The sequence below is a fragment of the Alteromonas sp. LOR genome (assembly GCF_000753865.1).
GTDB lineage: Bacteria > Pseudomonadota > Gammaproteobacteria > Enterobacterales > Alteromonadaceae > Alteromonas.
Window position 1 is genome coordinate 78,232 of sequence record NZ_JQFW01000031.1, and the last position, 20,467, is coordinate 98,698.

The following is a 20,467-nucleotide window of genomic DNA, read 5'->3' on the forward strand; positions in this document are numbered from 1 at the left end:
TTTAAAAGCGGTGTAATAAAAAAATAGTGATGTGGACTATACGAATAACAGCATGGGCTAACAAAACCGTATTTGTTGACAAAGCGGCATGCGCAAATAAAACGGCTGGACGTTTTTGATGGTTGAGGAATAGACACGTTGGGACAAGGATTTGAAGACGTCTTTGCGCAATACGGCGCATTGCTTGGCCGTGTAGCGAATAGCTACGAGGCAAATGATGCGTTGCAGCAAGAGCTGTTGCAAGACATTGCTATTGCAGTGTGGCAAGGGCTTGCTCGCTTTAAAGGCGATAGCAGCGTGAAAACGTACATTCTTAAAATTGCCCATAATCGCGCAGTAACCCACGTGGCAAGCCAAGTAAAGCGCATTGATACTCACCATTACGACCAAGACGATATTGGCTCAGATGGCTATGTTAGTCACGCACGCTCACCTGAAGTAGAAACCAGCCAGCACCAATCGCTAACCCGACTATTAAAAGCAGTAAGAGCTTTGCCGGTACAATCTCGACAAGTGCTTACATTGTCACTTGAGGGGTTGAGCTATGACGAAATAGCAGAAGTGTGCGGTATGACTAAAAACCATGTGGGCGTTGTATTAAAGCGGGCCAAACAAAGTATTAAGCAGGAGGAATCTCGTGCATAGCTATCAAGATAAAGAAAGCAATGAAAATACCGAAATCAGCGACCTATCGACTATGTGGCAAGCGCAGCCGGTAAACGAAATCGATATGTCGGCAATGAAAAAAAACCTATCAAGTGAACGCAAAAAGCAGCGTCTATTTATCATTATCGATTCTCTTGCCCTCTTTCCCGCTCTTTTCATGCTTTATTATTTTTGGGGTGAGTTGACGACGGCGGCGAAGATAATACACGTGGTGATGGTTGTGACTGCAGTGCCGCTACTGCTTTATCAACTTTGGCTAAGGCGTATTGCGGCATTTTATCGCGACAGTGACACCGCTGATCATCTACAAAAATTCACTAAGCAGGTGAAAAACAATATACGTATAGCGTTTATAACCAAACACTCTGCGTGGGTGGCTCTCGCTATTTTGCTGGCGTTTATCGCCGAGCGGCTACTATTTGGTGAGCTTTCACCGGAGAGGGTAACTCGGCTTTACGTTATTTTGGGGCCAACCAGTATTGTTATGACCTTATGGTATATCTGGGCGAACAAGCGTCAAAAGCGATTTGAAAAGCAGTTTACTGCCCTTACTAAAATGGCGGGGGACGCGTAATTTTGCGCGTCCGCCGTGCTCACCAAAGTCAGTTTATTCATTGTCTGAGTTATCACTAGCGCTTTCGTCACCAGTGCTTTCGTCGCTAGTGCTTTCGTCGCTAGCGGCATCGCTAACAGGCGCCTTCTCTTCAGAGCCGTCAGAGTCATCAGAGTCTGAACTGTTATCTTTCTGGCGATTTTCACCTAAGAAAAACTCATAGTAGAGGTCGAGAGCAAATTCAGACTGATCCTCTAACGTGGTTTGAATCGCTTCTAAATAGAGATTGGGTAGAAGCTGGTATTTTAACGCAAGATCTGGGGGAAGCTGTCTGCGTCGAAGCGTACTGTTTACGTCGTTATTTCCAAGACCAACATCGACATTATACTCAACCGATAGCCTATCGTTTATCTGCCCTGTGAGGGAAAGCTTGTCCTCATTGGTGCTCAAGCTAAAGTCATCTATGCCAAGGGCACTTCCCACCTGTCCGGTCAGCGTTTCTGTGTTAGATAGCCCGAAGCCGAGCAATAGCGCCGCATAGTTCGGGTCAGATGAACCTGAATTGGGCCCAGAACCGGTCAGTAAATAGGATAAAACGCCCTGCTGATCCATTGCCGGCTGAGAAAATAGATTAATACTTGGCGAGTCAGCAGACCCGTCTATTCTAATGCCAGCAATCACATCGTCATCGGTTTTCGCTGGGTTTCGAATTGCCTCCACTAATAATGACGGTTGGCCTATTGGGCCATTAAACTGTATTTCGCCCGTTTTGATAATAAGATTTTGACCGTACGCATTGTAGCGCCCGTTAAGTATTTGCAAGTCGCCAAAGCCCACCAGTGCTGGCTGAGTACTGATGCGTATTCCGCCATAAAGACTTGCCGTTAGGCCAAAAGCTTCAATTTTCACTTCTTCTTTTTTAGCTTGGTCGATATGCACCATGACATTAGCATGCACAATATCCAGCGGATCTTCGCTGCGAGGCTCTCCGCGCAAATGCACATCTTTTGACGGTGATACGGCGTTGTCAGGTAATGATGCAATTTCGATTCTGGCCCAAGGGATATTCACATCACCAGTGACATCAATTTTTTCTTTTGTAGCAGCAATATCAATGTTTGGTGATACCTTAAGTCGTGTATTGGGCTGTCTAATTTCAAAAGAATCTCCCTGCAGTGTAAAATTAGCACTGGGGGTAGACGACCAGTTTATATCGCCTTTTAGCGAGCCTTTGCCACCGCCCAGTATAAACGAGCCATCAAGATTAGCCTGTTGACCATCAAGTACAATTGACTGATTCCAATCAGACAGTGATACGGGGGTGTCTTGTATATCAATTGCCCCATTTTCAATGGTGAGTTCGCCGTTTAAAGCGGGGTCGTCAATATAGCCGCCTAAAGTGATTTTGCCGTTCAGTAAACCTGTCAGCGTGCGAATTGCCGGTGACAAGGGTTTAAGTGGCGACACATCTAGCCCCTCCATCAAAAGCGTGCCTTCAAGAGGCTTTTTATCATCTAAGGGGCGAGTATTAAGGGTAAGTGTTGCATTACCAATATCTTCACTTGAAATTAACGAGGTAGACGTTAATTTTCCTTGCTTAATTTTACCTGAGGTCTCCATTGAGTTTATGGTCAGCTCAATGGGCCTAGATTCGCCTAGCTGCCATTTGGCAGGACTTAACGAGGCTGTAAAGGTTGCGTCAATGGGGTCTGCCGCAGAGTAACTGCCCTGAGATTTCACTGTTAGTGCTGCGTCTGACGCCTTTGAAACAGTGAGCGGTGCGAGCTCGTGAGCCCATAAGCCAACAGGCAACGATGAGGCTGTTACATCCCAACTGGCCTTGTTTTCTAGATAGTTAACATTTTCAATGCACAGTTCTCCTTCACCTCTTGAGGACCAACAGTGGCTACTTATTTTTGCAGTAATGGGTGATGTTTGAGTGGGCATGCCAATATCGAGGTTAAACGGGGATGATAATAGCCAACGCATATTAGCAATTTCTAGCTTAGAGTCAGATATGGTGCCCTTCCAGTGCTGCGCTTTCCACGAGCCAGACATAGCAAGATCAACGGCATTGTTAGGCAAGCTTAACGCTATTTCGGCATTATGATTTTCATAGGTACCGGAGATAGACACGTCACCATTCAAAGCTCCTTGCTGCGCAGCCTGAGCGTTCAAACTTGGCGAAACGTTAATATTAGATAGGTTAATTTTGCTGGTTGTTGATGGGTTCTGCCAAGGACCATTAGCTTTAATCGCACCTTTTAATGAGCCCGACACATCGCCATACAGCATGCTAATCTCTGCAATATCCACATCAATATCGGCGTTTATGTAGCGTTTATTGAGCACTTGAGCCACCGCTTTTATGCGGTTTTCGTTTTGCTCAACGTTGAGGTTTGCCACTAATAAATCGCTAGGGCCGGCGTATACAGCTTCGCCTACTACTCGTATAGGTGAGCCTCGTAGATCGCCAGTAATATCCATATCACGTAAGCTCACATGCAAACCTCCAGTCTCGGAGTATTGCAATATGCTGTCGATATTTCCTTGCAGCTTCGCTGGGGCAAATTCACTAAACTGTTGAGCCGACACATTCGTCAGCGTTGTTTTGCCTTGCCATGCAATGGTGTCATTGAGGTATAAGGTACCCGTATTCTTAATACTGCCTTCTAAAGCCGATATATCAGCCTCATTCACATAAATATTGTTCTTTTTAAGTACTACATCTAATGCAACTGGAACGTCACCCATATCAGGTACATTCGCCGAGCCATTGCCTTTAAGTTTGTAGTCGCCCATGGTACCGCTAATGGTTAGCTGGCCCGCATCTAAGCTTGCGTTTTCAACGCTAGGAATAGGCTGAGCCTGCCAACTAGCGTCGAAATTTATTGGCAGCGACTCAGATAGAAAATTGGCAGACAAAGTGGTGTTGGCAGTAATCATTCCAGTGGCTGCAATCGTCACATCAATATCATCAAGGGCTCCTGATGCATCTAAAGTAATGTTTTGTCGCTGTCCGTCTATTGTTGCAAAGCCATCTAACTCAATATCAAGGGGATAAGTATCTCTAAGGTTAGCTTCTATAAACCCCGCTATCTGACCTTGTTCATGCTTAACGTTCACATTCTCTATGCGAACTGCAGAGCGTTGAAATGACATATCGGTTACTGATAGCAGCGATAATCGCTGGGTGCCTTCATTTTGAGAAGAGCCAGTACCCAGAGAAGCAATTTCACCTTGAGTGAAGCTAATATTTTCTATATTAAGCGCGCTAAATTTAATGGGAATGGGAGTGGCTATTACCGGCAATGATGGCACGTCGTAATTGAGCGAGTATGAAGTGGGTAGCGATGAACCGGATTTTGTATCTGGGCCAGAGCCTGGGCTGGAGCCAGAGCCTTGGCCTGATGGCTTGCTTGCCGGTGTAACTGCGCTGTTTGTACTCTTACTGCTATTTTGGTCTGTGCTATTACTATTAAGAGCAATAGCTAAGCCGCTTGCCTCTAAATTTTCAAACTCAATACGATTGGACCCAGAGAAATCCTCTAGCAATAAAGATTCAATTGCGATATTTGCATTGAGTAAGGCCACCGTCACATTCTTCAACGTAAGCTGCGCCACATCAACTGGAAGAGGGAGGGCAAAGGTGTCGCTCTGTTCACTTGCTGTATCGTTTTCTGCTGCAGCGGAAACTTGTTCAACCGTGGCGTTTTCCACCTCAAGATTGTTTATACAAACGCGAGGCTCAAAGGCGCAGCGCCAGGTTATATCTGCATAAACTCGGCCTACGTCAACCCGCCACTGTGGATTGGTGTATGTCAATTTATGTATTGTTAGGGGGCCAGCAAATCCACCTTCAATATTCTCAATCTCTAGTTTATCAACAAAGGTATTGGCCAGTATCTTTACCGTAGGTCCGCCAAGAGGGCTGATAAGCAAAGCATATACTGCAACAACAAAGAATACTGGTGATAGTAATAGAGCGGAAATAGTACGCTTTTTCATATTTCAGGCCCTATCAATAAGTGAAAATTCCATTTGGCTTCATCTGGAGCAAAACCTCGCGCAATATAAATTCTCACAGGGCCTATAGGAGAAAGCCAATGTAGCCCTGGACCTACACTATAGGTTAGCTCGGCATCGGTGGAATTTGACGCGGTTCCTGCATCAACGAAAGCGGCCACCCGCCAATTATCGGCAAAACGATAGGCATATTCCACGCTGCTTGTTAGTAGGTACTTACCACCAATGGACTCTATGTCAAAGTCGCCTTTACTAGGATTAAAGAGTTCAGCCTTTGGTGAAATGTCTCTAAAATCGAAACCTCTAATGCTTTGATCGCCGCCGGCATAAAAACGCAGCGAGGTAGGAACGTCGGAAAAACTACTTGCCTTAATGGCGCCTAACTCACCGCGAATGGTCAATCTGTGTACATCGTTAAAAGTGGTAATAAACATTCCCTCAACCACCGCTTTGGCAAAGTCGATATCTGACCCCGCATCTTCTCGGCCTACTTGACCAAGAACTTGAAAATACAGTCCGTTGTTAAAGTCTAACTCTCCATCTTTGTTGCGATAGGTAATAGAGTATCCCGGCAGAACTAGCGAGGTGGTATTGGTATCCAACGCACCTTGGTCGAAGGTTTCCCGCAAGTAGGTAATAGAGCCGTCTTGTTGCCAAGGAGAATTGTCCTCTTGCCAATAGCGATGTGCAGACAGCGATAGCGTCTCACTTTCAAAGGAAGTATTGCTGTATTCAATAAATTGATAACCCGTCTCAAAACTAATGTAGTCACGAGTAATGTTTTTCATGGGGATGCGGTAATCAGCAGAAACAGATTGTTCTGGCTTGGACACAAAAATATCCGCGTTTATTGAATGCCCGCGACTATTCACCCAGGGGCGTTCCCAGCCCAGGCTTATACGAGGGCCAGTATCGGTCGCGGCACCAAGCGCTACATTGAACGAGTCTGAGGGGCGATGCAGCAGCGATACTTCAATGGGAACTTGCAGTCCTTCGGCATCGCTCACTACCGGGCGCGCGATAACGCGGCTAAAATAGCCAGCCTGATTTAAACTGCGATTAAAATCGTTGAGGACAGAAGAAGAGTACGGGTCGCCTGGTTTAAACGGTCTGAGGCGAGAAATAATCGCTTCTGCCTTATCGTCACCAATAATTTTTAGTTCACCAAAATGATACTGAGGACCGCTTTGCGCTATCAATAGTATGTTGGCCTGCTTCTCTTCTCTTACTAAATCTAAACGTGTTGCCTGCCAAAAGAAATCAAAGTATCCATGAGAGAGCGCATAATTGAACATTGAAGATTTAAAGCTTTCGTAAACCGGTTGGTTTAACACGTCGCCCTGCTTTAATTTGAAGGCGTTAAAGCGTCTACGGAATTCTTCGTCAATTCGACCCGCTCCAATAATTTCACGAGTCACCTTATTTACAGTTAACGGTGCGTTCAGCAATACCGACACCTTAACGGCACTCTCACCATTAACCGTTATAGACGTTTCGCTGTTGTAATAACCAAAAGGTTGCACGGCTGTAGCTACTGTTTCTGAAACTTCGTCTTGCCAATAAGGATCGCTCAGTAAAGACTTTTCAACATCCAAATTGTTCAGGTGAATTCGGATATTTTCTTTTAGCTTACTGTTTTCGACTCCGGATATTGAATAGGATATGTCGCTTTCGGCGCTCACTGAAAAAGGTGAGATAACCAAAATCAGAGCTAAAAATGGGACAGCCACAAAAAATCCACGCAATATAGCCTGGCTGCGGCATAAATTCATGCGGCACCACGTTGTACAGGTGTGTGTAAGAAGCAGTAGAAGTTTATTTTCTACGGATATTGAGGGCATGTAAATGCAGGATCCTTTAAGCATTGATTCGGTGCACGAGTCACGAACACTCGTCGTAATATTATAACGTTTGGCGCTTGTGATTTCCTTGTATTTCTGTTGCTGTACCGGAATATATTGCCGCACCGGAAGAAGTGAGCAGCATACCACATTCACATTTTTACACTGAAAAGCGCGATGAGAGAGAAGAATTCTGCGTTAACTACACTGAAGCAGTAGGCTGTGCATTTATTTCCTTCTTATTTTGCTATTCAATACGAGCAGGGCAAACAAATAGAACGATTCACGTTGCGGTTTTTATTTAGCAGCGCCTTCACGTTCACAGCATTAACCGACTAAGCCGCCAGTAATTGCGATAGGTGCTATCAATGCTGGCGGCTTTTTAATCAGCTTTACGGTATAATTGCCCCACGCGCGCATCGGTGCGCTTTTTTCACTCCCCACTACTTTCATATAAGAGAAATTATGCCCCAAAATGCTCATGGCGCATCGCACGATGCAGCCGTTGTTCGAAAGCCTGTTCTAGGCATTGTTGAGTTTGTCGCATTAATGGCCACAATGACGTCCTTAGTTGCCCTTAGTATCGACGCAATGCTGCCAGCCTTATTGCAAATTGGAGAGTCCTTAAATGTAGAGCAAGCCCATCATACTCACCTGATTGTTACGGTTTTCTTTGTGGGCATGGCTTTTGGACAGATGTTTTTTGGCCCTTTTTCGGATAGCCGAGGACGCAGACTGACTATTCTTGTGGGCCTTTGTATATTCGCGCTTGGTACGTTTGTGTGTATGTCGGCCACCACACTTGAAACTATGCTGGTGGGAAGAGTTATTCAAGCGTTTGGGGTATCAGGGCCACGCATTGCTTCAATGGCAATTATCCGTGACCTATACGTGGGTGACTCGATGGCGCGGGTGATGTCTTTCATCATGATGGTGTTTATTCTTGTGCCCATGTTAGCGCCTATTATTGGCCAAACAGTGATGGATTTATTTTCTTGGTTCCATATTTTTACGCTATTTCTTGTTGTCGCTACGATGGCCGGTATTTGGTTTTTCTCTAGGCAAGGGGAAACCTTGCCGAGACATCGCCGGAAAGCGTTTTCTTGGAAGCAGCTCTTTGTATCTTCAAAATTAATTCTTACTAATCCATCGGTGATGGGATACACCTTTGCGATGGGCTGCATCTTTGGTTCTTTTCTTGCCTATTTAAGTGCTTCGCAAACTATTTTTCAGGTGTATTACAACGTGGGTGATATGTTTCCCTATATCTTCGCTACCCTTGCCTTTTCTATTGGTTTAGCAAGCTATTTTAACGGCAAAATGGTGATGCGGTTTGGCATGAGAAAGCTGTGCCGGTTTGCGCTTAAAGGTGCGAATGGTTTTGCCATCGTGTATCTAGCTTTGTTGATAGCCTACGATGGCCTGCCACCCTTAGCACTCACTGTATCGGTTATGTTTATTGGTTTTTTCTTTGTGGGTATTTTGTTTGGCAATCTAAATGCTATGGCCATGCAGCCATTAGGTGATGTGGCAGGGTTAGGAGCAGCTATTATTGGCTCGTTCTCTAGCCTCTTCTCAGTGCCAGTCGCCCTGTTTGTTGATAGCTTTTTAAACGGTAACCTTATGCCAATTGGCATCGGCTTTTTCGTGTTTTTTGCGTTGTCTTATGTGGCAGTGCGGTTTGCTGAACGCGTTAGAGAGTGCGGCGCGTAGGCATAAAAAAGCCCGACCAAAATGGTCGGGCAAAAGGGCTTATTAAAAGCACCTAACGACAGAAACTGTCCTAACCACTGTCTTACACTACTATGGCTTTCATATCAGTCATGTAGCCACGCAGGGTTGTTCCTACTGATTCCACACCGTGTGAGCGGATGGCATCGTTAACTTCAACAAGGCGTTTGTTCTCTACTTGATTAGAAGTAGCAGGCAAACCTTTACCTATCACTGAAGTATCGATAGTAGGCATAAAGCTTTCACGCAAAATTGGAATGGCTGCGTTTGCAAACAAGTAGTTTCCATATTCTGCAGTATCTGAGATAACCACGTTCATTTCGTACAAACGCTTACGTGCGATGGTATTTGAAATAAGTGGGGTTTCATGCAGTGATTCGTAATAAGCCGACTCAGGTAAAATGCCTGCTTCAACCATGACGTCGAAGGCAACTTCAACACCGCATTTGATCATCGCAACAAGTAGAATGCCGTGGTCGAAAAACTCTTGTTCACTAATTTTACCTTCGTAAGTTGGCGCGTTCTCAAAAGCCGTTTCACCGGTTTCTTCGCGCCACTTAAGTAGGTTTGCATCACCGTTTGCCCAATCTTCCATCATCGTGCGAGAGAATTCGCCGCTAATGATGTCGTCTTGGTGTTTTTCAAACAAAGGACGCAGTAATTCGGTTAGCTGGTCTGAAAGCTCTGCGGCTTTCAACTTCGCTGGGTTCGACAGACGGTCCATCATGTTAGTAACGCCGCCAATCTTCAGTGCTTCAGTAATGGCTTCTAGCCCATACTGAATAAGTGCACCGGCGTAGCCTGCATCAATACCGTCATCAACCATTTTCTCAAAAGCGAGTACTGCTGCAACTTGCTGCATACCGCACAAAATAGTTTGCTCACCCATCAGGTCAGACTTAACTTCAGCAACAAACGATGACTCTAATACACCTGCTCTGTCGCCGCCGGTGGCACTAGCCAGTGCCTTTGCAGTATCCCAACCTTTACCTTGCGGATCGTTTTCAGGGTGAACCGCAATGAGTGTTGGAACACCAAAGCCACGCTTATATTCTTCGCGTACTTCAGAGCCAGGGCTTTTCGGAGCGCACATGACAACAGTAATATCGTCACGAATTTGCTGGCCTTCTTCAACGATATTAAAACCGTGAGAATAGCTTAGTGTGGCGCCTTCTTTCATTAACGGCATGACCGCTTCTACAACGCTAGCATGCTGCTTATCAGGTGTTAGGTTATAAACTAAGTCGGCATCAGGAATTAAGTCTTGGTAAGTACCAACAGTGAAATCGTTACCCGATGCGCGTTTGTAAGAGTCACGCTGCTCATCGATGGCTGCTTGACGCAGTGCATAAGACACGTCTAAACCTGAATCACGCATGTTTAAGCCTTGGTTAAGACCTTGCGCACCGCAACCCACGATCACAATTTTCTTGCCTTTAAGGAACTGACAACCGTCAGCGAATTCATCGCGTGCCATGAAGCGACAGCGGCCAAGCTGATCTAACTGCTGGCGAAGTGATAGGGTATTGAAATAATTAGCCATAAAAATTTCCGAACAACATTCATTTTTGTCAATATCAAACACCACCTTGGTGCTGACAGACCTCGTCTATGACGACTTGCTGTGAAGACTAAAAGATTTCTTTTGTTTTGGAAAATGATATATTTGCAAGATAATATTGCAAATAATGAAACGTTATGGATTTTCGCAGTTTACAACTCTTTAATCATTTGGCCACCAGCTTACATTTTGGTGATACAGCCGAGGCTATGTATGTCTCTCCGTCTACGCTGAGTCGCGTTATTCAAAGGTTGGAAGACGACTTAGGCTGCACCTTGTTTAAGCGCGATAACAGAAAAGTAGCCCTAACCCACAGTGGCCACAAGTTGCTGTCATTTTCAAAACAAGCCTTAAAAGAATGGCAGCAGTTGAAGATAGATTTAAAGGCAGACAGCGACGCACTGCAGGGTGAGATAAGTGTTTTTTGCTCGGTAACCGCCAGTCAAAGCCACTTGCCAAGCATGTTACGGCAGTTTAGAGAGCAGCACCCAGGCGTTGATATTCGACTTATTACGGGCGACCCTGCATTGGCAATTGAGAAGGTAAAAAGCAAGCAGTGTGACCTGTCTATCGCTATTTATACGCCTGACATGCCTACCGACCTTCACTTTTCAGCCCTTGACGATGTTCCCCTGGTGCTCATTGCACCTCGTGAATGGCGATTAACCCAATTGAGCCAGTTAGATTGGACAAAGCATAAGGTGATCATGCCTGAAACCGGGCCTACCCGACGAACCGCGTATCACTGGTTTGCAGAGCATGGCATTCGCCCTAACGTTTACGCCTATGTAGGCGGTAATGAAGCCATTGTGAGTATGGTGGCATTGGAATGCGGAGTAGGCTTTGTGCCTAAAGTTGTGCTAGATCATTCCAGTATGGCCAGCGCAGTAACGCAAATTCAGGTAGATGATATAGAGCCTTACGCTCTTGGATTATGCTGTCTTCAAAATAAGCAGCATGAGCCATTAGTCGACGCTTTCTTAAAATTAGATGTGCGCAACTAATGCTTTAGTTAGTACCTACTTACTACCTATTGATGTGACAAAAAAAGAAGCTAACTTTCTAGCTTTTTAACAGCTACTTAGTTGTTTAATTAAGTTATCGAGGGCGCGATACCCTAAAGCTTCACTAATATGCGCCCGGCTTACGGCCTCTTCGCGGTGCAAATCAGCAATGGTTCTCGCTACTTTTAACGTGCGATGAAACACCCGCATCGATAAGTTGAGTTGTTTTGCTGCCGCCTTTAAAAAGCGGAGATCGCCCTCGCTTACCTTACATATAGCCGCTAACTCACCTGCGCTTAAGGCTGCGTTTGGCTTTCCCTGCCTAATTAGCTGAATATGGCGCGTGTCGGCGACTTCTTGTCTAATCCTGTGCATTGAATCGTCAGCGCTGGGCTTTGCGATAGGTAAGTCATAATCAGGAAGCCGGGGAACTTCAACTTGAATATCTATTCTATCGAGTAACGGGCCAGACAACCTGTTTAAGTAATTAAGCTGCTGCTGAGGAGAAAGGCGGTTGTCGTCGATATCCCCCGTTGGGCTGGGATTCATTGCGGCAATCAGCTGAAAGTTTGCTGGGTACGTAGCACTGCCAGACGCCCTAGAAATATGCACGTCGCCTGTTTCCAATGGTTCTCGCAATACGTCTAATGCTTTTCTGCCAAATTCAGGTAATTCATCCAAAAACAATATGCCGTTATGGGCTAGGGATATTTCCCCGGGTACCGGGTTTGAACCGCCCCCAGTAAGGGCAATGGCAGAGCTTGTGTGATGGGGTGAGCGTAAATGGCGATGCATAAATTTTTCAGCATTAAGCGTTTCGCCTTTTACCGAATAGACAGAGGCAACCTCTAAGGCCTCTTCTTCAGTGAGCGGAGGCAGCAGGGCAAGCATACGACTGGCCAGCAAGCTTTTTCCTGTACCCGGAGGCCCAACCATCAGTAAATTATGTGCGCCACTTGCCGCAATAATCAGTGCGCGTTTTGCCTGTTCTTGCCCAATGATATCGTCCCACCCTACGTCACTGTTACACGCAGAAGTAGGCGTGAATGGTTGGCCAGAGGAGAGCTTTTTATGGCCACTTAGGTGCTCAAAAACAGAGAGTAAGTCAAAAGCCGGCAGTCGAGCAGCGTGGGAGACCAGCGCCGCTTCAATATCATTATCGCCCGGGTAAATAAGCGGTATATCTTCGTTTGCGGCGGCTATAACCACGGGTATCAGGCCGCCAACAGGCTTTATGTCGCCATTAAGCGCAAGTTCGCCTACAAAGGCAATATTAAGTAAGCTCGTGTCAGGTAAGTAACCGGCTGCAACCAATATACCCATTGCAATGGGCAGGTCGAACCGCCCTCCAAACTTGGGAATGTCTGCGGGGGCTAAATTAACGGTGATCCGTTTAGCAGGAAAATCGAAGCCACTATTGATGAGCGCGCTTCTTACTCGCTCCCGTGCCTCTTTTACGCTTGTTTCTGCCATGCCTACCAGCTGAAAGGCAGGAAGGCCGTTTGCCAAGTGAACTTCAACGGAGATTTCAGGTGCAGAAAGCCCCTGTCCTGCGAAGGTTTTAACAACGGCCATACTCATATATTTACCCCAGCACTGTCTTACTGTCTCTTGCTGGGTAAACAATGTAAATGAGGGAGCAGCCTTACGTAACTGTACAAGGGGCGTGTTGATCTAGCTCTGTTCGCTGTAAAATACCGGCAACTGCCAATGCCACCGCAAGCTGCCTAGGCGCAATAGTACTGTGGTTATCAGTGCAGCAATACCGCACCACTGTGTTGCAAGGTCGAAATACAGACCAACCCCATAGGCAAAACCACCGGCAATACATGTCATCGCGTACAGTTCACCGTTTAACACTAGCGGTACTTCTCGGCAGATAACATCTCGCAGTAGGCCACCAAAAACACCGGTTATCGTTCCCATGGCAACGGCAACCGCAATGCCAGTATCATTTGCTAAGGCTTTCTCAATACCTACTACGTTAAATAGCGCCAAACCGAAGGCATCGGCAATTAATAGGTAATGAAAAGGAAATCGGGGGCTTATGCGCAGCCACAAAATGGGAATAAAAGCGGCAACAAGGGTGGTATATAGGTAATCTGTATCAGCAATCCAAAACACGGGCACGTCTAGCATCACATCGCGCAGTGTGCCGCCACCAATGGCTGTTGCGCTAGCCAACACGATGACGCCAAATCCATCCATGCGCTTTTGATAGGCCATTAAGGTACCAGAAATCGCACATACCGCTACACCAGCAAGGTTTAGCCAATGAAACCAATCAAACATCTATACCCGCCCTGTATCTGAAAGTTACTATTTGTGAAAATGACTATTAATAGCTGTTTAAACCGCAAAATACTTGATTCAATATTGGGTTTTATGATATTTCTTTGCGCACACTGTACGTACATAAATTCAGCGAGACAAAATCTCGATCTGCAGCGGCCACTGCGAGTGAATGTATAAAGCACGTTACAGTGTAGGACAAGGGTCGCCATAACCCTAACCGAACAACTTTTCATTTTGTGCGCGTGTCATGCAGACGCATTTACTTAGAAAGAGCACCTGCAGCTAGACACACAGCATGTCAATTATACCATTAAAAACAACACCACAATGGTAAGTTTTGAACAGCCTTTTCTGTCGCAACGGCGAAGAGTATTGCGCTACATTCATGCTGATTCAGCACATGATGTTTTAGCGCCACTGGATTCTTTCGCTAACTAATTTCTGATGTTGCTGGTATTTACGCATGGGTTGACTATGGTCGACTAGGTGTCCCTCAAAATGGGTGCCTTAGCCTAGATGCGAGACCAGCAACAGCAATAAAACACATTTAGCAGGTAACGGTATCTGCTAACTTTTATTTATTCGTTTGACTATATCAACGGGAGGGATTTATGCCCAAGTTACGTTCTGCAACCACCACGCAAGGCAGAAATATGGCTGGAGCTCGCGCGCTCTGGCGTGCCACAGGTATGAAAGACTCTGACTTTGGAAAGCCTATTGTTGCTATCGCCAACTCATTTACCCAATTTGTTCCAGGGCATGTACACCTTAAAGATATGGGGCAGTTGGTTGCTCGCAGTGTTGAGGCCGCAGGTGGTGTAGCCAAAGAATTTAACACCATCGCAGTAGATGACGGTATTGCCATGGGCCACAGCGGTATGCTTTACAGCCTTCCATCGCGAGAAATTATCGCCGACGGTGTGGAATACATGGTTAACGCACACTGTGCAGACGCTATTGTTTGTATCTCAAACTGCGACAAAATTACGCCGGGAATGCTAATGGCGTCAATGCGCCTAAATGTACCTGTTGTGTTTGTATCGGGCGGGCCTATGGAAGCCGGCAAAACCAAACTGTCTGATCAACTTATTAAACTTGATTTGGTCGATGCCATGGTGGCCGCCGCTGACGACAAAATAAGCGATGCGGACTCAGATGAAATAGAGCGTTCAGCATGCCCTACCTGTGGTTCTTGCTCGGGTATGTTTACGGCAAACTCAATGAACTGCCTAACGGAAGCGCTAGGACTGTCGTTGCCGGGTAATGGCTCTATGCTGGCAACCCATGCCGATCGTGAAGGGTTGTTTAAAAAAGCGGGTGAGCAAATAGTCGAGTTGTGTAAGCGTTACTACGGCGATAACGATGAGAGCGTATTGCCGCGTAATATTGCTAATTTCAGCGCCTTCGAAAATGCCATGAGTCTCGATATCGCCATGGGCGGTTCGACGAACACAATATTGCACCTTCTTGCGGCTGCAATGGAAGGCGAAGTGCCATTTACGATGGATGATATAGACAGGCTGTCTCGCAAAGTACCTCATTTATGCAAGGTAGCGCCTGCTACCCCGCAATATCATATGGAAGACGTGCACCGCGCTGGTGGTGTTATCGGCATTCTCAACGAATTAAATAAAGCCGGCTTACTGAACAAAGATACTAACCACGTTCTGGGTAAGCCGCTTACCGATGTTATTAGCGACTGGGATATTACTAACCCTGAGAATAAAAAAGCCATCGAGTTTTTCCGTGCCGGGCCGGCAGGTATTCGTACCACTAAAGCATTCAGTCAAAGCTGCCGCTGGGACGAAGCTGATGCAGACAGGGAAAATGGCTGCATTCGTTCAATTGAAAATGCGTTTAGCCAAGAGGGTGGCCTTGCGGTGCTTTACGGTAATGTGGCTGAAAACGGCTGTATTGTAAAAACCGCTGGCGTGGATGAATCTATACTGACGTTTGACGGCACTGCACGTATTTACGAAAGCCAAGATGACGCGGTTGCGGGCATTTTAGGCGATGAAGTCAAAGCGGGCGACGTGGTATTCATACGTTACGAAGGCCCTCGTGGCGGACCGGGTATGCAAGAAATGTTGTATCCAACGTCTTACCTCAAATCTAAAGGGCTTGGCAAGCAGTGCGCATTGGTTACCGACGGTCGATTCAGTGGCGGTACTAGCGGCTTGTCTATCGGTCACTGTTCGCCTGAAGCCGCTAGCGGTGGTGGTATTGCTTTGGTTGAGCATGGCGACAAAATCAAAATTGATATTCCTAATCGCACCATCAATATTGAGATAAGCGATGAAGCCTTAGCTGAGCGTCGCGCGAAAATGGAAGCAAGCGATAAACCGTGGCGTCCAAAAGATCGCGTTCGCGAAGTATCCACATCGCTTAAAACATTTGCGGCCCTTGCCACAAGCGCAGACAAAGGTGCTGTTCGAGACGTGACGAAATTGGAAGGGTTATGAGTGTAAGCGACCACGAGTATCTAAAGAAAATTCTGTTGGCGCCGGTGTATGATGTTGCCGTTGCCAGCGAGTTATCTTATATGTCTTTGCTATCGGCTGAGTTGGGCAACAACATCTTTTTAAAGCGCGAAGATCAGCAGCCAGTAAAAAGCTTCAAGCTTCGCGGTGCGTACAACCGAATTCACTCCCTTTCTCAAGCGCAGCTTGAGGCGGGCGTAATTGGCGCATCGGCGGGTAATCATGCGCAAGGCCTTGCATATAGCGCTAAAATGAAAGGTATCAAGGCCACTATCGTCATGCCTGAAACCACGCCTGACATTAAAATAGACGCTGTGCGTCGCTTTGGTAGTGAGAATGTAGAGGTTGTGCTGCACGGCACGAGTTTTGACCAAGCCAGTGGTCATGCAAAATCCCTATGTCAGGAGTTTGGCTATACATTTGTTCCTCCTTTTGACGATCCTGATGTAATTGCAGGTCAAGGCACGGTAGCTCGTGAATTACTAGAGCAAAACCCGAACCTCGATATCTTATTTGTAGCCGTTGGTGGCGGAGGGTTGGCCGCGGGTATTTCTGTGTATCTGAAGCAGCTTAAACCCAGCATTAAAATTGTTGCCGTAGAATCGGAAGAGTCAGCCTGCTTTATTAAAGCTAAAGCGGCGGGTGAGCCAACTGAACTGGATAGCGTAGGCATTTTTGCTGATGGTGTGGCGGTAAAAGTCATGGGTCAGGAGACCTTCAGACTGTGTAATCGCCTAATCGATGAAACTATTACGGTATCAAACGACGAAATATGCGGCGCTATTAAGGATATTTTTGACGATACCCGCGTTATTGCTGAACCAGCTGGAGCGTTATCGGTTGCTGCTATTCGAAAATATGCCAAAGAGCACAAGCTACAAGGAAAATCCTTAGGCGGCATTTTGTGTGGCGCTAACATCAATTTCCACACGTTGCGCTATGTGTCTGAACGCTGTGAATTAGGCGAGCAGAAAGAAGCCGTGTTTGCGGTAAAAATTCCAGAGACAAAAGGTGCGTTTAAGCAGTTCTGTGAGTGCGTTGGCGCTAAAGCGATAACCGAATTCAACTATCGCTATGCCAGTGAAAATGAAGCGCATATTTTTGTAGGCGTAAAGCTCAAGGGAGGACAGCAAGAATTTGCTGCGCTTCAATCGGACTTAGAAAATAGAGGTTACGATTGCTTTAACCTAACGGATAACGAGTTAGCGAAGCTGCATGTTCGTCATATGGTAGGGGGAAGACCGCCTAGCATACTTAACGAACAGGTATTTAGTTTTGAATTTCCAGAACGTCCCGGGGCCTTGTTAAACTTCCTAAACACACTAGGTGAGCAGTGGAACATTACCTTGTTCCACTACCGTAACCACGGGGCTGCTGAAGGGCTTGTGTTAGTTGGCTTTGACATATTGCCAGAAAGCCGTGAAGCCTTTAATCAACACGTGGTAGAGCTTGGTTATAAATTTGAAGAGGTCACGGACAACCCTGCATACCGGTTCTTTTTATCTCAACCTGCTCGCTAACGATTTGCACGCTAGCAATTATTAGCGATACCAGCCAGTTTTTCCTTATACTGCTTCTACGTAAGCTTTAGCTTACCTTGGAGCAGTATAAGGGCCCTCTTTTGTTTTTTATAAAACAGATTGCTGCAAGAATGTGTAGCAAAATCAACTCGCCCTAGTCTTTGTCTGAGTTAAGCGCAACATTTTCAAGGTGCTGCATCATCTCAGGCCAAATGAGCGCCATTACGTCTTCACGAAGGGCTTCGCATTCTTCAGAGTACTTCAAGCTGCCGTCTTTTTCTGAGTCTAACCAGTGGTTTTCTTTTAAGGCACTAATAAAGCTTGATAATACGTTCTTATCATAAAACTCTGGCGAGCTTAGGCCATAAAGAACAGAAAGACGTTCTGCTACTTTTTTACTTTCTCTCTCGAGTGCGCCTCTGCTGATAGACTTTTCTTTATCCAAAATGGTCAGCACAACAGCGTAGCGCTGCAGGGTTTCTTGCATACACCGGCTTAACAGCCATGCAGAATGGAATTGCTTACAGTGTGCGTCAGGAGGAAGTAATTCGTTATCAACCTCGCGCAACAGCCCGCTGCCAATCAATGTTGTGATAAGCGCGTCGGTATGAGCGAGGGCTTCATCTTGAGAAAGGTGAAGGAAAAGCTCTTTTTGCAGCAGTGGATAAAGTGACGCAATAAGCTCAAACACCTTATTCTTGCTGATCCCTTTTTTAGCAAAAACCGATGCCATTATTAGCCCAGGAATGGCAAACAAGTGCAAAATGTTATTGCGGTAGTAAGTTAAGTAAACAGCCGATTTAGGTTGCGGGCTTATTAGTCTGCCGTAATCGTCATCTTGTATGTCAAACCGGCCAAGTTTCAGCGTGTCTTTCAGCAGTTCGTCGGCAGACGCCTCGGGAATTGTTGCATCATTACTAAACGGGGCCTGTTTGAACAAGTCGATAAAGTCGCCCATCGCCTGCTTAAGTTCTGCTTCGCTCATGGTTTGCGTTTTTGAAGACAACAGGCACAGCGAGATAAGCGCCATACCGTTAAGCGCCGCTGCTCTATTAATGCGGGTCATCACATCGTTAGCCAGTTCGTTAACTGCCGGCGTTAACCATGCTGGCTTTTTCTCTGGCTCGGCGTCACGGCACTCTCGCCAATTTGGAACGTGAGACTCTAAAAACTGATTAAGTTGAATTGGCTCGCCAAAATTTACGTAGCCATGGCCATAATTTTTAAGCTTTTTGATGGCGGTAAAAACTTGAAGGTTCGATTCCTTTTTCTTTTTAGAGCCTTTGAGCTCATTCAAATAGCTTTTCACTTCCATCACGTTTTCGTAGCCAATGTAAACGGGTACAAGGCTAACCGGGCGGTTTACACCTTTCAGCATCGCCTGAATGGTCATTGCCAGCATGCCCGTTTTAGGTGGAATAAGCCTTCCCGTGCGGCTTCGGCCACCCTCAGGATAGTATTTCACCGAATAACCTTTATTAAACAATAGCTCTAAGTATTCTCTGAATACGGCAGTGTAAAGTTTATTTCCAGCAAAACTACGTCTTAAGAAAAACGCACCGCAGCGGCGAAATATTTTACCTACTGGCCAGAAGTTTAAGTTAATGCCGGCGGCGATATGCGGTGTCACCATGCCTTCGTGATAAATGACATAGGTAAGCAAAAGGTAGTCCATATGGCTTCGATGGCAGGGCACATAGATAATTTCGTGTCCATTAGCCGCAAGCTCGCGGATGCGCTCTGCGTGACCCACGCTGATGCCGTTATAAATCTTGTTCCAAATTCGGGTAAGGATTCTGTCACCAAAGCGAATTAAGCCTTCACGATAATCCGCAGCCACTTCGGTGATGTAAGACTGCGCCCGCTCTTTGGCTTTCTCGTGTGAGACCTTCTTCGCTCGAGACTCTTCAGCCATTGCACGACGCACGGCATCAGAGCCCAATACGCTATTGTTGAGCTCTTGTCGTTCTAGCAATGTGGGACCAGTCATACTTTGGCGTTTGCGGTGAAAGTGAGTGCTCGCTACTCTTACAAGTTTTTGCGCAATGCTTTGGTCACTACCGTGCTGATTGGCCATTGTGCGAGCCGAGACGGCTTTTGAATAATTGACAAAGTTATCGCGCCCTAAAAACAAGACAATGAATAACTTTTGGAGCCAGCTTGGTGCCGCTTTGTAAGTGATTAAGTCTCCTAAGCCTGGCTTGCCTTTACCCGGTGTTCTTCCCCAGGTGATAAATACGGGCACTACCTGAAGGTCTAGATTTTCGTGGTCGCGATGTAAATGAAATAAATCAGTAAAGACATCTTCAATGCCAGTACTGTCGCCACCTGAGCGAAAAAGCGGCTGAGTTTTTCTCAAGAATAAGGTGGAAGGGTATTCTCTGCCCGCAAGAGTCAGCGTGTCTGTAGGGCTAGGCAGCCCTAATGCTTGCGTTGACATTCTCAGCGCTAATTGGTCGGTGACCGAGTTAGTCGGTAATAAATAAACAATGGGCTTTTCTTTATCGATCCCTAGCTCGGAGTCGACGTTCACTGGAATACTGTGTGCTTTAACAAGCAACTTAACAGGATAATGAAATACCGATAAAAAGGCTTTTCGCATCCACGACATGAATTCTGTCATCCTATGAAATAAAAACGCAGTTAGTGTATCACAAAACCGGTAATGTCTTCTTTTATGCTGAATTTATGCAGGCGAATCAGAGCGACACTGCGCATTAACGTAAGTGACTGATTAGTAGCATAAGCGATGGTAGCCAATCCTATATAAAGGCTTAAACTTTCATAATG

At 46.1% G+C, this 20,467-nt stretch carries 12 protein-coding genes; 6 read left to right on the forward strand and 6 right to left on the reverse strand.

Translation table 11 applies throughout. The features are described 5' to 3' along the window. The first annotated feature begins 138 nt into the window (after positions 1 to 138). Together JV36_RS0111810 and JV36_RS0111815 are read left to right on the forward strand one after the other, a co-directional pair. Entirely contained in the window at positions 139 to 645 is a 507-nt protein-coding gene (locus JV36_RS0111810) for an RNA polymerase sigma factor (RefSeq protein ID WP_032095276.1), read from the forward strand. Next, positions 638 to 1,240, forward strand: coding sequence for a hypothetical protein (locus JV36_RS0111815; protein WP_052010086.1), 603 nt, complete (start codon positions 638 to 640; stop codon positions 1,238 to 1,240). Before JV36_RS0111810 ends, JV36_RS0111815 begins: the two co-directional genes overlap by 8 nt. A gap of 33 nt (positions 1,241 to 1,273) precedes the next feature. Here the strand turns inward: JV36_RS0111815 and JV36_RS0111820 are convergent, their stop codons facing one another. After that, on the reverse strand, positions 1,274 to 5,227 hold the full coding sequence (locus JV36_RS0111820; protein ID WP_032095277.1) for a translocation/assembly module TamB domain-containing protein: 3,954 nt from the start codon (positions 5,225 to 5,227) through the stop codon (positions 1,274 to 1,276). Then, complete coding sequence (locus JV36_RS0111825) at positions 5,224 to 6,975, reverse strand: autotransporter assembly complex protein TamA (RefSeq protein ID WP_235207829.1); 1,752 nt, start codon at positions 6,973 to 6,975, stop codon at positions 5,224 to 5,226. The genes JV36_RS0111820 and JV36_RS0111825 overlap by 4 nt, the downstream gene beginning before the upstream one ends. Positions 6,976 to 7,551: 576 nt before the next feature. Between JV36_RS0111825 and JV36_RS0111830 the strand changes: the two genes are divergently transcribed. Then, positions 7,552 to 8,799, forward strand: coding sequence for a multidrug effflux MFS transporter (locus JV36_RS0111830; RefSeq protein WP_032095278.1), 1,248 nt, complete (start codon positions 7,552 to 7,554; stop codon positions 8,797 to 8,799). A gap of 82 nt (positions 8,800 to 8,881) precedes the next feature. Here JV36_RS0111830 and ilvC read toward each other — a convergent pair whose 3' ends face one another. Continuing rightward, positions 8,882 to 10,360: a ketol-acid reductoisomerase gene (ilvC, locus tag JV36_RS0111835; RefSeq protein ID WP_032095279.1), complete on the reverse strand. Its 1,479-nt coding sequence runs from the start codon at positions 10,358 to 10,360 to the stop codon at positions 8,882 to 8,884. A gap of 155 nt (positions 10,361 to 10,515) precedes the next feature. On the opposite strand from ilvC, the gene ilvY reads away from it, so the two are divergent. Next, positions 10,516 to 11,382, forward strand: coding sequence for an HTH-type transcriptional activator IlvY (gene ilvY, locus JV36_RS0111840; RefSeq protein WP_032095280.1), 867 nt, complete (start codon positions 10,516 to 10,518; stop codon positions 11,380 to 11,382). A 66-nt stretch (positions 11,383 to 11,448) separates the two neighbouring features. Here ilvY and JV36_RS0111845 read toward each other — a convergent pair whose 3' ends face one another. Then, positions 11,449 to 12,963, reverse strand: a complete 1,515-nt coding sequence (locus JV36_RS0111845) for a YifB family Mg chelatase-like AAA ATPase (protein ID WP_032095281.1) — start codon at positions 12,961 to 12,963, stop codon at positions 11,449 to 11,451. Positions 12,964 to 13,056: 93 nt separating this feature from the next. Next, a complete protein-coding gene (locus JV36_RS0111850; protein WP_032095282.1) occupies positions 13,057 to 13,674 on the reverse strand; it encodes a trimeric intracellular cation channel family protein in 618 nt (205 codons plus the stop codon). A 614-nt stretch (positions 13,675 to 14,288) separates the two neighbouring features. On the opposite strand from JV36_RS0111850, the gene ilvD reads away from it, so the two are divergent. Next, complete coding sequence (ilvD, locus tag JV36_RS0111855; protein ID WP_032095283.1) at positions 14,289 to 16,139, forward strand: dihydroxy-acid dehydratase; 1,851 nt, start codon at positions 14,289 to 14,291, stop codon at positions 16,137 to 16,139. After that, positions 16,136 to 17,677: a threonine ammonia-lyase, biosynthetic gene (ilvA, locus tag JV36_RS0111860; RefSeq protein WP_032095284.1), complete on the forward strand. Its 1,542-nt coding sequence runs from the start codon at positions 16,136 to 16,138 to the stop codon at positions 17,675 to 17,677. The genes ilvD and ilvA overlap by 4 nt, the downstream gene beginning before the upstream one ends. A gap of 154 nt (positions 17,678 to 17,831) precedes the next feature. On the opposite strand, the gene plsB is transcribed toward ilvA, so the two are convergent. After that, positions 17,832 to 20,288: a glycerol-3-phosphate 1-O-acyltransferase PlsB gene (gene plsB, locus JV36_RS0111865; RefSeq protein ID WP_032095285.1), complete on the reverse strand. Its 2,457-nt coding sequence runs from the start codon at positions 20,286 to 20,288 to the stop codon at positions 17,832 to 17,834. Between the last annotated feature and the right edge of the window lie 179 nt (positions 20,289 to 20,467).

Coding starts and splice junctions, on each gene's coding strand:
- JV36_RS0111820 (WP_032095277.1), bottom strand. CDS start 5,227: ATGAAAAAGCGTACTATTTCCGCTCTATTACTATCACCAGTATTCTTT.
- JV36_RS0111830 (WP_032095278.1), top strand. CDS start 7,552: ATGCCCCAAAATGCTCATGGCGCATCGCACGATGCAGCCGTTGTTCGA.
- ilvC (WP_032095279.1), bottom strand. CDS start 10,360: ATGGCTAATTATTTCAATACCCTATCACTTCGCCAGCAGTTAGATCAG.
- ilvY (WP_032095280.1), top strand. CDS start 10,516: ATGGATTTTCGCAGTTTACAACTCTTTAATCATTTGGCCACCAGCTTA.
- JV36_RS0111845 (WP_032095281.1), bottom strand. CDS start 12,963: ATGAGTATGGCCGTTGTTAAAACCTTCGCAGGACAGGGGCTTTCTGCA.
- JV36_RS0111850 (WP_032095282.1), bottom strand. CDS start 13,674: ATGTTTGATTGGTTTCATTGGCTAAACCTTGCTGGTGTAGCGGTATGT.
- ilvD (WP_032095283.1), top strand. CDS start 14,289: ATGCCCAAGTTACGTTCTGCAACCACCACGCAAGGCAGAAATATGGCT.
- ilvA (WP_032095284.1), top strand. CDS start 16,136: ATGAGTGTAAGCGACCACGAGTATCTAAAGAAAATTCTGTTGGCGCCG.
- plsB (WP_032095285.1), bottom strand. CDS start 20,288: ATGTCGTGGATGCGAAAAGCCTTTTTATCGGTATTTCATTATCCTGTT.